Below are 14,203 nucleotides of genomic sequence, written 5' to 3'. Positions count from 1 at the left end.
GGCCGCGCCGGAACCGTGTTCGCCTGCACCAACCCCGAGTGCGGGTGGGTCGGCCATGCCGACACCAACGCCGCGATCAACATCAACAACGCCGATGGAACAGCGGTGTCAGGACGTGGAGACCTCGGGAACGCCCGGTCTGCGAAGCGTCAACCCCCGCGCGCCGCCTAACCCGACGCGACGGGAAGAATCCACGGCGTTCAGGCCGGGGAGGAGTTCAACTCGAACCCATCGTGTACCTCTCCTCGCCGGAGAGGTTCACCCTCCCGCAGGCACTGACCCAGTTCGTCGACGCCTACGGCGGGCCGATGTGGAACGTCCAGCTCGCCGCCGCCTCGATGACCGCGCTACCGGTGCTGGTGGTGTTCGTCCTCGCGCAGCGGCAGTTCATCGAGGGCCTGGCCCACACCGGCCTGAAGGGCTGAGCTCGACGCGCGCCAGCCGGCCGTCCATGAGGAGCCGGGCGGCGGCGTACGGCGTCTACCCGCCGGCGGCTCCCGCGCCGCCGAGCCTGTCCCAGACGAGGTGGCCTCCCACCAGCACCGCCCGGACGGGCTCCGGGTCGGCGGGCGCGTCGGCGAGGCGGGTGCGCAGGACGACGAGGTCCGCGGGTGTGCCGCGACGGACGCGCCGGGCCGGACCGCCCGGCTCTCCGGGCGGGGCGAGGTAGGCGCCGAGGGCCTGGGAGAAGGTGAGCCGCTCGCCCGGACCGGCGACCCGCCCGGACGGGGTGCGCCGCCGGGTCGCCGCGCCGATGACGGCCCAGGGGTCGAGCGGGCCGTAGGGGGCGTCGCTGGACAGTGCGACGGGTACGCCCGTCCGGAAGAAGGTGGCACAGCGGTACAGGTCCCGGTGGTCCCGGGCGGGGAGGTCCCGCAGGAAGTCGTCGCCCCGGTGCGCGAGGAAGCCCGGTTGGGTGACGACGCGCAGGCCGAGGCGGGCCATCTCCGGGGCGAGTTCGGCCGGTACGAGCGCGGCGTGCTCGACCCGGTCACCGGGCAGGGAACCGGCGTCGTCCAGCGCGGCCAGCAGCAGGACCAGCGCCTCGCGGGTGACGCAGTGCACGGCGACCGCGCGCCCGGCGGCGTGCGCGGCCCGGATCCGGCCGGTGAGCTCGTCGAGTGCGGGCAGCCCGGAATCGGCGACCACGATCTTGTACGGCCCGACGGACGGGCCCGGTGGCCCCGCGGGGTCATCGTGCCCGTCCGGGGTGTCCAGCGGGACGCCGAGCAGATGGACGCGCTGGGGCAGTGCCCCGCCACGCACGGCCTCGGTGATCGCCGCGACGGCGCCGGCGTCGAGATCGGGGGTGGCGTCGGTGACGGCGGTGATGCCGAAGCGGGTGAGGGCGGCGCCCACCGGGGTGAGGTCGGGCGGTCCGGCGGGCGGCAGCCGGGAGCGCAGCCAGCCGTCGGCGCGCCAGAGCCGTCCGGTGGGGAGGCCGTGGTCGTCCCGCTCGACGCCGGGGTGGTCGGCCCCGGCCAGGCCGGTCACGGCCATCGCCGCGGTGTTGAGGGTCCACAGCGCGCCGCTGCGATGCTGGACGCGGACCGGGCGGTCGGGACGGAGGCGGTCCAGCGCGGTGGCGTCGAGGTCGCCGGCGACCGTCTCCGCGTACCCGACACCACGGATCCATCCGTGCTCGTCGGGGACGGACGCGGCCAGTGCGGCGGCCAGCGCGGCGGGCCCGGTCACCTCGGGAGGGCCGCAGCGCACCGAGGTGCTCCAGGCGGCGAGCGCGTGCAGGTGCAGGTGGTGGTCGCAGAGCCCGGGCAGCAGCGCGCCGCCCCGGCAGTCGTACCAGGCCTCTCCAGGCCGGCGGCCAAGGGCGACGCCCACCTCGGCGACGTGGCCGTCTTCGACGCGGACGTCGACCCCGGTGTGCCCGTCGAGCTCGGCGTCGCGCAGCAGCAGACCGGTCACCGGGACACGACGCCCAGCTCGCGCAGCACCTCGGCGGTGTGCTCCCCGCTCCCGGGCGCCCTTCCGGACGCCGCCCGCCGCAGCGGGACGGCGACGTCGGCCGGGCCGGAGGGGGTGTCGACGACCCAGCCGCCGTTTCGCGACCGGGTGGCCACCGGGCTCGGGGGCGTCGCCGCGGCGGGATCCAGCGTGGCGGCGACCACGTCGGACATGGAGACGTCCCACAGCGTGCCCGTGCCGTCCGGCGGCGCCGTCGCGGCGAGGACGGCGGCGGTCAGGCCGGTGAGCGGGTCGGCGATCGCGTCGCCGCAGAACAGCGGGGTCCCGTCGGCGTCATGGGCGACCAGTCCGCTCGCCGCGGCGACGTCGTCACCGAATCCGACCCGGTCGCTCCCGCGCCCGTACGCGGTGATCGAGATCCAGACGGTGCCGGCGGCGACCGCGGTCTCGGCGTCGAGCCCGAAACCGGCCAGCGCGCGGGGCCTGGACGCCTCGATGACGATGTCGGCGGCGCCGACCAGGGCGGCCATGGCGTGCCGTCCGGAGGGGGTGCGGGGGTCGAGCACGACCGAACGGTGCCCGGCGTGCAGCAGCCGGTAGAACGCGGCGTTCCCGCCCCGGGCGCCGTCCGGCCGCCACGGGGTCTCCACCTTGACGACCCGGGCACCGGCCAGGCCGAGCAGGTGGGCGCAGAGCGGGCCCGCCCACAGCGCGCTGAAGTCCACGACGAGCAGACCGTCCGGCGGCCGGGGCGTCGCCGGCGCGGGCGGGGTGAGCGGGGCGGGCGGAACGGCCCGGTGCCGGACCGGGCCTGCGGCGACGCCGAGGAGCGCCGCCCGCTCGGCGAGCTCGGCACCGGTGTGTTCGCGCAGCCAGCCGGTGACCGCCGGCCACGGGTCGTCGCCCACGTCCGCGCAGACCAGCGCTCCCAGTAGCGCCGGGTCGTCGGGGCGGGCGCAGGAGACCGCCGCCCAGCCGTCGGCGGTGCGCAGCAGCCGGCACGCGCCTCCAGCCGACACGGCCCCACCTCGCCGGTGGCCGGTGAAGGCGGCACGCTCCGACAGCAACCGGGTACCGTCCAACCGCACCCCGGCGAACTCGGCGAAACGGTCGGCCAGCTCCCGCGCCACGGTGGCGGCACGACCCGGTGGCACCAGCGGAGGGCCGTTCTCACGGCCGGTCAGCGGGACGACGCCGCTGCGCGCCCAGTCGGCCGACGGGTCGGGGATCATCACGCCCGCTGATCGGACAAGGGGGCTGTGGCAGGCATAAAACGACAATACACTCGCTCGACGTCCCACACGGAGAAGCGGCGAGGCCCGGTCACGACGAACGCCCTCACGGACGGAACCTGCCAGACGGCGCCGCCGGGCACGGCCGGAGGCACGGGGTGTCGGGGCACGTAGGCCACCGCTCGCCGGACGGGGTCGAGAAGCCGATCGGCCGCCTACGGGTCAGCGCTCCCGGCCGGTGCCCAGCCCGGGTCCCGCATCGACATGGAATCTGTCTATCCCGGTCAGCTGCCGGTATCGGGAGTAGGCGATCTCGTACGGCTCCCGTTCGCGGCCGGGTGGGAACGGCCGGGGCCGGAACGAGCGGCGGACCACCTCGCGCAGTTCGGTGAGGGAGCCGATGCGGCCGTCGGCCATGGCCTGGATGAGCAGGTTTCCCACGGCGGTCGCCTCCACGGGACCGGCCAGCACGGGCCGTCCGGCGAAGTCGGCGACGAGCCGGCACAGCGTCTCGCTGGAGGCCCCGGCCCCTACGAGGTGCACGGCCTCCACCCGCCGGTCGCTGAGGAACTCGGCCTGCTCCAGGGCCCAGCGGTAGGAGCACGCGAGACTCTCCAGGACGCAGCGCACCGTCTCCGCGCGGCCGGCGGGCGGCGCCTGCCCGGTCGAGTGGCAGTAGGCCGCGATCCTCGCCGGCATGTCGCCGGGTTCGAGGAACCACGGGTGGCCGGGGTCGATCAGCGGCCCGAAGGCGGGCGCGACGGCGGCCTCGGCGACCAGGTCCGCGTACGAGGTGCGCACGCCCCAGGATCTGCGGCACTCCTGGAGCAGCAGCAGGCCGTTGAGGGCGCGGGTGAATCGCACGGTCCCCATGACGCCGCCCTCGTTGCCGAAACCCGCGAGCCTGGCCGCCCGGCTCGTGACCGGGGCGTCGAGCTCCAGTCCCGCCAGCGAGCGGGTGCCGCAGGAGACGTAGCCGACAGAGCCGGACGAGACGGGAAGCGCCGCCGCGGCGGAGGCGGAGTCATGGCCTGCCACCGCGACGACCACGACTCCACCCGGGCCGTCCCCGCCCTTCTCCCGCAAAGGCCCCGCGACCGTGCCCGGCTCGGTGATCCGGTGGGCGAACAGGTGACGGGGCAGGCCCAGACGGGTGACAAGACTGCTCGCCCAGCGGCCGGTCCTGACGTCCAGCAGCTGGCTGGTGCTCGCGATCGTCCGCTCGGTGACCATCTCGCCGCTCAGCCAGAGGGTGAACAGGTCCGGCATCATCGCCAGGTGGTCGGCCGCCTCCAGAAGCGGCGATCCGGCGTGCGCCAGCAGCTGGCAGGCCGTGGTGCCGGGCCCGGGGCGGATGCCGGTCAGCTCGTAGTGGTCCTGCCAGGAGACGAGGCCCGCCAGGCCGGAGGTGTAGGGATCGAGGTGGTGGCGGGGGTTGGCCAGCAGCCGCCCGTCACGGTCGAGGAGGGCGAAGTCGCCGCCCCAGGCGTCCACGCCCACACTGGTGACACGACCGCGGGCGGCGGCCAGCGCGATGCCTCCGCGCGTCTGCGCGAGCAGCCCGAGCACGTCCCAGTACAGGCCGTCGAGGACGCGGACCGGCCGGTTGGCGAAGCGGTGCACCTCCCGCACCGCGAGCCGTTCACCATCGAATTCGCCGGTCAGCACCCGGCCGCTCTCAGCTCCGAGATCCACGGCCACGTAGACGGGCACGGTCCAAGCGTAGCCGGAAAGCCCTTCCTGATATGGGTGATATGTCAGAGACGGCTTATGGAGTCGTCTTCCTCCCTGAACCAGACGGCGAGTTGGACAGCCGATCAGGCGGTGCCCCTGCTGCCCGGCGACCTGAGGTGGGCCTGCGTGATCCGGGCGGTGACCGGCCGCCGGGGCCACGATCACCTGCCTCCGCCGAGCCGCGCTCACGGGGCGGCCGGCACTGTCGCGGAGGCCACGCGAGGTGTCGAAATGTTTAAAACGTGGCAACAGATGGTGGCCCGGATGTGCGGCGGTGGAGAGCGGCGGGCCCTCGGAGACACGGGGCCGGCCGGGGCGCATGCCGGGTAACGCTAAGGAAACAGCATGTTCATGCGCCATTGACACCCCCGGGAGCTTGGTTCTAGTGTCCAGCTTCAATGTGTTAAATCGTTTTTCAGTAGAGGCCTGCCTGTGCTGACGGACACCACCGGCACAGTCCGTGCCCGGCGAGTCCGGGCGCGGGCCACATCCGAGAAGGGCGATCCCATGCGGCGGGTCTGCTTCCTGTTGAAGGTGAGGCCGGAGCGCCTCCAGGAGTACCGCGAGCGCCACCGTGCCGTCTGGCCGGAGATGCTCGACGCCCTGAGCGCCACCGGCTGGCACAACTACTCGCTCTTCCTGCGCGAGGACGGGTTGCTGGTCGGCTATCTGGAGACCGAGGACTTCGAGGCGGCCCGCGAGGCCATGGCCGCGACAGAGGTCAACGCCCGATGGCAGGCCGAGATGGCGCCGTTCTTCGAGAGCCTCGACGGCCGCCCGGACGAGGGCATGGTCTCGCTCGAGGAGGTCTTCCACCTCGACTGATCGGGGAGGGGCCCACTACGGGCGCGGGTGATCGAGACCCCCTGGGGCGTACGGCGATCCGGGGACGCGGTTCGAGGTGTTCGACCCTGTTACCGCGTCGCCGCCGGCCGGCCTGCGACACGGCCAGGCGCCGCTGAACCCGAGGCGAGCGGGACCTGACCATCGGTGGCGAGGGAATCACCCGCGGTGTGCCCTGCGTAATGGCGCGAGCCATTACCTCGTGTCATCGTAAACTCACCGGGCGCGGAACTCGCCGAGCGCGGAAAATCCATACCATGTGTGTGGGAATCAAGGGTGGCGGTCGTTTTAGGGTCGACCGTATTCGTGAATCGCTCCCCCTCCCGAGCGCGGATCGTTCCCCGCGCGGGAAATCAGCCGGTGAGGTCGGGAAAAGAGCAGGTGGGAGTCTGCGATACCGGGCGCAGCGGGTCTCCCGCGGAGCCGGATCCCGGTGGTCAGCGCGATCGCGGCCCGCTTTCCTGCGTGCCCTCGCGTTCGTGCCTTGGGCGGAATCCGCACTCGTCGCCGACGATGTGAAATTCATTCGGATTCACTCCGCGGAGAATCTTCAGGTGAAATCAGTGCCGACGGGTTGATCTCTGATTCATAATCACCGTCAAGAACATGTGAAACGTGAAAAGGGAGCGCTGCGTTGCTCGGCAGAACCTCTCCGCTGTTCATCGGCCGGAAGCGGGAGCTCGACTTCCTCGGGGAGGCGTGGGGAGCGGCCGGACGCCGCGACGCACGGATCGTGGGTGTCCGGGGAACGGCGGGAGTCGGCAAGACCGAGCTGGTCGAGCGCTTCCTGCGGACCGTTCCCGGGGTGCGGACCGTGCGAGCCTTCGGCGACGAGGACGCGCTCGCCCATCCCTGGGGAGTGCTGGAACAGATCGCCGAGCAACTGCCGACCCCGGCGCTCGCCCGGACACTGGCCGGCCAGGCCGAGGCCGCCTTCGTCGGCCAGGCCCTCGCGGCGGAGTTCGCCGCCGCGGACGCTCTGATCGTGGTCGTCGACGACGCGCACTGCGGCGACCGGCAGTCGATGACCGCGCTCCGCCTGGCGGCCCGGCGCCTGCGCAACGCCCAGGTCATGCTGCTGGTCCTCCACCAGGCTCCCGGGTACGCGCCGGGAGCGGCCCCGGACGCGCCACCCCTGGAACTCCACGAGGGCTGGGAGCGCATCTTCGACTCGCCGCAGGGACGCCTGCTCCAGGTCGAGGGGCTCTCCGCCGAGGATCTCGTACGGCTCGCCGTCGCGACAGGCCACGACGGCCTCACCCCCTCAGGCGCCAGGAGACTGCACGAGCACACCGACGGCAACGCGCAGCATTCGATCCTCCTGCTGGACCAGGTGGAGATGCGCTCGATCAACTTCGGCAACGGCCCGCTGCCCGCCCCTCGAGGTATGACGCAGGCCGTCGTGGCGCGGCTGGCGTCGTGTGCCCGCCGCACCCGCGAGGTCGTGGGCGCGGCGGCGGTGCTCGGCCGCCGCTTCCGCCTGGCCGACCTGCGTGCGCTCTCCGGTGTCGCCGACGTCACCGTGCCTCTCACGGAGGCCGTCGGTGCCGGATTGCTCAAGGAGATCCCGGGGACGGCGGGGCAGGAGTTCGCCTTCACCACACTGCTGGTCTGGGACCGCATCTACTACGACTCCGGCGTCGAGCGCCGCCGTGCCCTGCACCGCGACGCCGCCCTGCTGGGAGGTCCGGGCGCGCTCTGGCACGGGATCGCCGCCTCCGGTGGCGGTACGGACGGTGAGCTCGCCGCGCTGGCCCAGGACGAGGCCCAGGCCCAGCTGTCCCGGGGCAGGCTGCCGCTGGCGGCCGTCTACGCCCGCCACGCCGCGGAACTGACCCCGCCGGGGCCCGATCGGGTCGCCCGCGTACTGACGGCCGCCGAGACCCTGCTGGTCTGCGGTGACGCCACCGTCGCCAGGCGCTACGAGGGCGAGGTCCTCGCCGCGCCGGCGGGCCCCTGGCGCGACTACGTCGCCGGTTACCAGGCTCTGATCTCCGGACGCGTCGCGGAGGCCAGGCTGCTGCTGGTCAAGGCACTGGGCGCGGCCGGGCACGGCGGGGCGGAGAGCCCGCACGCGCCCGCGGACCTGCGGGCGCGCATCGCGGCCCAGCTGGCGATCATCGGCGTGGTCGAGATCTCCTACCCCGAGATGGTCGAGTACGGCACGGCGGCCGTCGCGGCGGGCAGCCGCGAGCCGTGGGTGCGGGCGTTCGCCTGGTTCGCCCAGTCCCTGGGCTGGACCCTGGCCGGACGGGCCGAGGAGGCGCTGTGGTCCCTGGTGGACGCCGACCTGCCAGGTTCGGCGGCCGGGCTGGACGGTCTGGTGGCCCGCGGCATGATCCGGCTGTGGACCGACGACCTCGACGGAGCCTTCAGCGACCTCCATGACAGCGTCGCGCGGGCCACGCGCGGCGAGGCGCTGCGGGTGGGTCAGGCGCTCGGCTTCCTGGGCGAGGTCGAATACCGGCGGGGCAGGCTCGACGACGCCGTCAGGTTCACCCGGCTCGCCGTCGGCGACGCTGAGGAGAACGAGCGGGTCTGGGACTACGCCCTCCTGCACTCCCTGGCGTGCTACCCCCGCGCGGCCAGGGGAGAGTGGGGCCGGGCGCGCGAGCACGCCCGCCAGGCCGCGGAGTGGGCGCCGATCGTCGAGAGCAGGGTGAGCCTCGCCTACGCGGCCGGCGCGCGGGCGGCGATCGCCCAGGCCCAGGGCGACGCCCAGCGGCTGCTCGGCGCGGCCGAGACCATCGAGCTCCACTACGACTCGCTGGAGCCCGGTACCCACCTGTTCGGCCCGGTCGGCGCCGACGCGCTCTCCCAGCTCGGCCGGCTCGACGAGGCGGACGCCGCCCTGGGCGCCTTCGCCGACCGGGCCGCCTCCAGCGGGCGCCGCTCAACGCTGATGTCCATCGCCAGGGTGCGGGCCCAGATCGCCGCCGCCCGCGGTGACCACGCGCGTGCCGTACGGGACTGTGAGGAGGCCTTCGCCCTGGCCGGAGAGGTGGGTCTGCCGATCGAGGCCGGCAGGATCGACCTGGTGACGACGCGCTCCCTGCACGCCCGGGGCCGGCACGCCGAGGCGGAGCGGTCGCTGCGACGGGCGCTGGCCACCTTCGAGCACACCGGTGCCGTCGCCTACGCCGACCTCGCCCGGAAGACGGCGGGGGAGCTCAGGCTGTCGGTGGACGGTCCCAGCGCGGCCTTCGGCAGCCTCACCGGGGCCGAACGCGAGGTCGTGGCGATGGTCCGCGAGGGCATGACCACCCGTCAGATCGCGCAGCGGCGCTCGGTGGCGATCAGCACCGTGGAGACACAGCTGAACCGCGTCTACGCCAAGCTGAACGTCACCAGCAGGATCGAGCTCCGCGCCGTCCTGTCCGACCCTGGCGAGTAACCGGGGACTCCCGTACGGAGAGGGCCGGTATGTCGCAGCCCGCCGGTTGATCCGTAGGGGTGCCACCCGGATGCCTTCCGCGTCTCCCGTGACTACCGTGAGCGCCTGCCAGAGCGCCAGGAGAGCGGCGCCGCCGACGGGAGGCCGGAATGCGGTTGACCATAGACGTCCAGAGGACCGCTACCGGTCACCTCGCCGGAACCGTCGAGGCCGAGGGGGCCGAGCCGCCTCTCCCCTTCCACGGGGTCATCGAGCTGGTCACCCTCCTGGAGAACCATCTGGACAGGTGATCGCCGCACACCCTCCGCTGCCGGAGAGAGCCGTTCACAGAACGTCATGCCAAGGGGAGAGCATCAGATGGGTTCCAGGTACAGCCTCGGGAGGGATGGCCGGCGACGCCGGCGGGTTCGCCGGCCGGCGACGGGCCGCGTGGACCACCGGCCGCAGGGCGTGCCGGCGGCACCGGCCGGGCAGGCCGGGCCGGTTGGGACGGCCGGGTGAACGCCACCCTGACGGCCTTCGTGCCGCCGACCGAGAGCGGCCGTGACCTGCTGGACGACTGGATACGGCCGATCTGCGCGAGGCTGGGGATCGGTCTGGTGGTGGTGCCTCCCGGCATCGGCGGGGCCGTCGCGCTCGCGGCGCGGCGGACGTCGACCTTCGTGGTGTGGGACTGCTCGGTCGAGGGGGCCGAGGACGTCTACGCGGCCTTCGACACGCGCGCCAAGCTCGACCCCGGCAGCATCGTGCTCAGCCGCAGCCCGTTGCCCCGCAACGTACTGACCCGCGCCAGCCACGCTCCCGTCCACGGTGAGACCCTGGAGAACCCGGCGCTGGGCGAGTGGCTGGAGCGGCACCTGCGCCGCGCGCTGGGGGCGGACCGGGCGCCGTCGCCGCACCCGCCGGGGCACTACTGGATGTTCGACAACCCGGCCGACTACTTTCTCAGTTTCCACGACGGCGGGCGCCGGAAGGCGGAGGAGTGGCGTGCCACCTTCGAGAAGGCCCACGCGGTCACCGTGCGGATGGTGCCGCCCCGCGAGTACTCCTACCCGGCCGAGGTGGTCACGCGGCAGCAGATGTGGGAAGGCGTGGCACGGCTGATGTACGAGATCATCGCGACCGGCAGGGTCATCGTCCATCCCGCCGCCGACTACTTCACGTCGTTCTGGGCGGTGAGCGAACTGCTGGCCACGCTGTGGCTGCTGCCACGCGGCTGCACGCCTCCCATGATCGCCTCCGCGTACGTCGCCCGGCCCTCGGGCGCCATCCGGCGACTGGAACACCTGACCGCCCGTACCGTCCTGGGCGTCCCCCGCCTGGGTGACGTCCACGCGGATCGCTTCGCCAGGCTCATCAACAACTCCGATCCGATCACCACCGCTCCGGAGGTCCGCGGGCGAGCGGCGGACGGAGGGAGGATCGTCGCCGGAACGGTCAGGCACGTCGGCAGGCGCGATCCGGAACTCGCCGGCCCGCGGTTCTGGGAGGAGATGCGGGTGCCCTGCCCGGTCTGTGCCCCGAAGGGCGGAACCGCCGCGGAGGTCGACTGGGATCGGCACATGGATCTGGCGTGGGACGAGCGGGGGGTGGACCACTACGGCTACTTCACCGCCCGGCGAGAGGAGCTCGGCACCGGAAGGATCCGCTGCCCGGGGTGCCGGACCCTGCTGAGGCTCGTCAACGAGCATGGCGTCCGCACGCTCTGGACGCCGATCTCGGAGGCGGAGCCGGAACGGAACCGGCCGGTCATCCGGCGTGATCCCATCTGGCAGGTGCTGCCGGACGACCGGCGGGGCGCCGAGTCGCTCTCCAGGAAGAGGGCCGACCCCCTTCGCCGCCTCAAGGGCAGAGGATTCCCGGCCGAGGCGAGGTGGGGTCCGGCACACAGCTCCGCCTGACGGCGGAGAGGCCCTGGACCCGTGATGCACGGCGCGGGACCGTCTCGATCCGGTACGGACCCGCCGCGGAGGGATCACGGGCCTGTGACGGGGTCGGCGTCCCGCGCGGGGCCGGACCCGCGCGGGCCGGGGAGCGCGTCCGAACGGGCGGATTCGCGAGGACGGCCGGGATCCCGGGAGAGCCCTTCGTCAGAAGCATCCCCCCACGCCCCGGCGCGCGCCCCGGTTGAAGGCGCTCAGGCGCTGGGAGGCGCTGCCGTGGTCGCTCACGTCGGTCCAGGGGGTGTCGTCGGCGTGCTGCCGCAGGGCCGCCGCGATCTCCTGGGTGTCGCCGGTCTCGAAGAACAGGATGCCGTCCTCGGCGGCTCCGAAGAGGGTCGCCCCGGCGAGGCAGTCGGCCTGGAGTTCGACTCGCCGGGACAGCAGCCTCCGTGGAATACGAGCCTGGACGGCATGGCCCCATTCGTGCGCGATGATCAGGTAGACCCAGGCGTCCCCCTGCCGGTATCCCATTCGCATCAGGTCGACGTCCCACGCGATGAAGTCGTAGGGCGGCCAGCAGTACAGGGCGTTGTCGTCGGGGAGGGGATCTCCATTGCATCTCGGCGCGTTGCGCCGCGCGCCGTCGTACCCGCCGAGAACGCGCGGGGGTGAATACCAGCCGGGGAAGAACTCGGACCAGTGCGTCGCCCAGAAACGATTGACGACGTACTGGGCGCTGCGAATGTCCTGGTTGATGTCGTCGAGGTTCCTCACGGAGGAGGCGTTCAGCGGGGCGTTCCCGCTCGTCGCGGCGGTCGTGGTCCCGGTGAGGCTCGCGATCAGAACGCCGGTGAGCAGCGGGACGAGTGCGAGACGAGTGATTCTCCATCGTGAAGCGGCCATGGGCTTCTCCCCTGTCACTGGTGGCCACATACCGGTATTATTCGGGGGCTTTTTACGGCAGGGTCACCATATGAGAAAAGGTAATAGGGGAGAAGTGTTATCGCGAGATCGCATGAAATATCGGGGTAATTCGCCGTAGGAGTTGGCGGGATTAGAGGCGCGTCGTAATTGACGTGAAGCGGGAGCGGCGGCACGGCGCCTCCTTGACGGCGCCTCCTTGACGGCGCTCCGGAGGCGGCCACGGCAGGCCGCCGGTGAAGCTCGGTGAGACTCGCGCGCTAGCCCGCCGGAGGCGCGGAGCTCTCCCGGACGACGAGGTCGGTGGAGAGTTCGACCCGGCGAGGCTCGGGAGCCTCGCCGCGGGAGATGCCCAGTGCCATGCGGGTGGCGAGGAAGGCCATCTCCTCCAGGGGCTGGCGGACCGTGGTGAGCGGTGGCCAGGCGGACCTGGAAAGGGGCAGGTCGTCGAAGCCGACGACGCTCAGATCGTCGGGGACGCGCAGTCCGCGCTGCCTGGCGGCCTCGAAGACGCCGAAGGCCTGCAGATCGCTGCCGGCGAAGATGGCGGTCGGGCGGTCGGGCAGCGAGAGCAGGGCGTGACCGTGGTCGTGGCCGGAGCCGACGAGGAAGTCGCCGTGCAGGATCAGCGCGGGATCGACCTCGACGCCCGCGGTCTCCAGCGCGGCACGGTAGCCGTCTATGCGGGCGCGGCTGCACAGCACGTCGGGCGGGCCGCCGATCATGCCGATCCGGCGGTGGCCGAGCTCCAGCAGGTGCCGGGTCGCGTTCAGGCCGCCCTGCCAGTTGGTCGCGCCCACCGACGCCACGCCGGGGGCCGGCTCGCCCTCGGGGTCGACCACCACGAAGGGGATCGAGCGGGTGTTGAGCTGGCCGTACTGCTGAGCCGAGAGCCGGGAGCCGATGATGATCACGCCGTCGGTGCGGCGGGCCGCCAGCCGGTCGAGCCAGTCACGGCCGGGACCGGCGTGGGTGTGCAGGACGGAGATCACGATGCTGGCCCCGGCCTCCGCGGCCGCGCTCTCGGCCCCGCGGATGAGCTCCATCGCCCACGGGCTCTCCAACTCGGCGAAGATCAGGTCCACCAGGCCGACGGGGCCGTCGGCGCCGGTGGCGCGGCGGACGTAGCCGTGCTTGTGAAGGAGCCGTTCGACCCGCCTGCGGGTCTCCGGCGACACCTCGGACCTGCCGTTGATCACCTTGGAGACCGTGGGCGCGGAGACCCCGGCCTCCTGGGCGATGCGGGCGATCGTCACCCGAGGCTTACCTGACATGCTCGGCAGCATATCCGAAACCTTTCGGAGTGTCGCTCCACGCCTGAGGCGTGCTCGTAGCCCTTCGGCCGAGCCTCTTCTGGCGCGTCGCACACGCTTTGATATTTCGCGCCCGGTTCGAGCGTGGAAAATTTTTGTGAGTGGCAGAAATATTCACGCTCCCCGCGTCCAGGCATGACCCGGAAGGCGCCGGACCGCACGGTCCATCGTCGTCCGCCACCCCCGTCGGCCCCTCCGCCACCTGGGACGGCGACGCTCGAACCGTCGAGCGGTACCCGCGAAGAAGGATGTCAAAAGAGGCCGATTCCGGGTAGGGGCAGGCGCATGGCTGAATTCCTCACTGATATCAAGGAGATCCGGGCGCGGGCGCGTCAGGAGATCGACAAGGGGCCGATAACGGCCGCCTACGGTGCCGACCTGCCCCGGGTGATCCAGGTGTGCAACGAGGCCCTGGCGACCGAGCTGGTCTGCGTGCTCCGTTACAAGCGGCACTACTACACCGCCTCGGGCATCCACGCGGGGGTGGTGGCGGCGGAGTTCCTGGAGCACGCCGCGGAGGAGCAGGAACACGCGGACAGGCTCGCCCGGCGCATCGTCCAGCTCGGCGGCGAGCCGGATTTCAACCCCGAGACGCTGACCGCGCGCTCACACGCCGAGTACGACGACAGCCTCGACCTGATCGAGATGGTCAGGGAGGACCTGGTCGCCGAGCGGATCGCGATCGCCTCCTACACCGAGATCGTCAACTGGCTCGGCGACGGAGACGTGACCACCCGGCGTATCTTCGAGGATCTGCTGGCCCAGGAGGAGGAGCACGCCGACGACCTGAAGAGCCTGCTGGAGCGGCTTCCCGGCGCGCTGGGCGGCCGGGACTGAGCGGCGGTTCGACAGGGCCGGCCACCGCGCGAGCCGGTTCCGCGCGTGGCGCTCCGCTCCGCCGAGCCGCGCCCGCGTCACGCCGTACGCGCCCGCGGCGCCGCACAGGCGTGCGGCGCCGCG

Annotated in this window: 11 protein-coding genes; 6 read left to right on the top strand and 5 right to left on the bottom strand. The window is 72.6% G+C overall.

Features of this window, described 5'->3' with window-relative positions; genetic code table 11:
• Positions 1-233 precede the first annotated feature (233 nt).
• Positions 234-425, top strand: coding sequence for a hypothetical protein (locus AB0J58_RS41840; RefSeq protein ID WP_350954893.1), 192 nt, complete (start codon positions 234-236; stop codon positions 423-425).
• Positions 426-480: 55 nt separating this feature from the next.
• On the opposite strand, the gene AB0J58_RS41835 is transcribed toward AB0J58_RS41840, so the two are convergent.
• The 3 genes from AB0J58_RS41835 to AB0J58_RS41825 form a co-directional block, all read right to left on the bottom strand.
• On the bottom strand, positions 481-1,923 hold the full coding sequence (locus AB0J58_RS41835) for an amidohydrolase family protein (protein ID WP_364226736.1): 1,443 nt from the start codon (positions 1,921-1,923) through the stop codon (positions 481-483).
• Positions 1,920-3,155, bottom strand: a complete 1,236-nt coding sequence (locus AB0J58_RS41830) for a CoA transferase (RefSeq protein ID WP_364226739.1) — start codon at positions 3,153-3,155, stop codon at positions 1,920-1,922. The genes AB0J58_RS41835 and AB0J58_RS41830 overlap by 4 nt, the downstream gene beginning before the upstream one ends.
• A 222-nt stretch (positions 3,156-3,377) precedes the next feature.
• Positions 3,378-4,868 carry a rhamnulokinase family protein gene (locus tag AB0J58_RS41825; protein WP_364226734.1) on the bottom strand — a complete coding sequence of 497 codons (1,491 nt, stop codon included), beginning with the start codon at positions 4,866-4,868 and terminating at the stop codon, positions 3,378-3,380.
• 528 nt (positions 4,869-5,396) lie between these two features.
• Here AB0J58_RS41825 and AB0J58_RS41820 point away from each other — a divergent pair.
• The 4 genes from AB0J58_RS41820 (at position 5,397) to AB0J58_RS41805 (ending at position 11,027) form a co-directional block, all read left to right on the top strand.
• Positions 5,397-5,714, top strand: coding sequence for an L-rhamnose mutarotase (locus AB0J58_RS41820; protein ID WP_343965421.1), 318 nt, complete (start codon positions 5,397-5,399; stop codon positions 5,712-5,714).
• A 652-nt stretch (positions 5,715-6,366) separates the two neighbouring features.
• Positions 6,367-9,126, top strand: a complete 2,760-nt coding sequence (locus AB0J58_RS41815) for an AAA family ATPase (RefSeq protein ID WP_364226731.1) — start codon at positions 6,367-6,369, stop codon at positions 9,124-9,126.
• Positions 9,127-9,275: 149 nt separating this feature from the next.
• Positions 9,276-9,416 (top strand): hypothetical protein, encoded by a 141-nt coding sequence (locus AB0J58_RS41810; protein WP_364226728.1) that lies wholly within the window; start codon positions 9,276-9,278, stop codon positions 9,414-9,416.
• 207 nt (positions 9,417-9,623) lie between these two features.
• On the top strand, positions 9,624-11,027 hold the full coding sequence (locus tag AB0J58_RS41805; protein WP_364226725.1) for a hypothetical protein: 1,404 nt from the start codon (positions 9,624-9,626) through the stop codon (positions 11,025-11,027).
• Positions 11,028-11,216: 189 nt separating this feature from the next.
• Here the strand turns inward: AB0J58_RS41805 and AB0J58_RS41800 are convergent, their stop codons facing one another.
• Together AB0J58_RS41800 and AB0J58_RS41795 are read right to left on the bottom strand one after the other, a co-directional pair.
• Entirely contained in the window at positions 11,217-11,912 is a 696-nt protein-coding gene (locus tag AB0J58_RS41800; protein WP_364226722.1) for a neutral zinc metallopeptidase, read from the bottom strand.
• 278 nt (positions 11,913-12,190) lie between these two features.
• Entirely contained in the window at positions 12,191-13,204 is a 1,014-nt protein-coding gene (locus tag AB0J58_RS41795) for a LacI family DNA-binding transcriptional regulator (protein ID WP_364226719.1), read from the bottom strand.
• Positions 13,205-13,528: 324 nt separating this feature from the next.
• On the opposite strand from AB0J58_RS41795, the gene AB0J58_RS41790 reads away from it, so the two are divergent.
• Entirely contained in the window at positions 13,529-14,080 is a 552-nt protein-coding gene (locus tag AB0J58_RS41790) for a ferritin-like domain-containing protein (protein WP_343965401.1), read from the top strand.
• The last annotated feature ends 123 nt before the right edge of the window (positions 14,081-14,203 follow it).

The sequence above is a fragment of the Streptosporangium sp. NPDC049644 genome, from assembly GCF_040675205.1.
Classification (GTDB): domain Bacteria; phylum Actinomycetota; class Actinomycetes; order Streptosporangiales; family Streptosporangiaceae; genus Streptosporangium; species Streptosporangium fukuiense.
The sequence above is the reverse complement of the archived record's forward strand: the minus strand, read 5'-3'. Positions and strand labels throughout refer to the sequence as shown.

Excerpts from the sequence above, each read along its gene's own strand:
- AB0J58_RS41800 (WP_364226722.1), bottom strand. The coding sequence starts at position 11,912 with ATGGCCGCTTCACGATGGAGAATCACTCGTCTCGCACTCGTCCCGCTG.
- AB0J58_RS41790 (WP_343965401.1), top strand. The coding sequence starts at position 13,529 with ATGGCTGAATTCCTCACTGATATCAAGGAGATCCGGGCGCGGGCGCGT.
- AB0J58_RS41795 (WP_364226719.1), bottom strand. The coding sequence starts at position 13,204 with ATGTCAGGTAAGCCTCGGGTGACGATCGCCCGCATCGCCCAGGAGGCC.
- AB0J58_RS41830 (WP_364226739.1), bottom strand. The coding sequence starts at position 3,155 with ATGATCCCCGACCCGTCGGCCGACTGGGCGCGCAGCGGCGTCGTCCCG.
- AB0J58_RS41810 (WP_364226728.1), top strand. The coding sequence starts at position 9,276 with ATGCGGTTGACCATAGACGTCCAGAGGACCGCTACCGGTCACCTCGCC.
- AB0J58_RS41820 (WP_343965421.1), top strand. The coding sequence starts at position 5,397 with ATGCGGCGGGTCTGCTTCCTGTTGAAGGTGAGGCCGGAGCGCCTCCAG.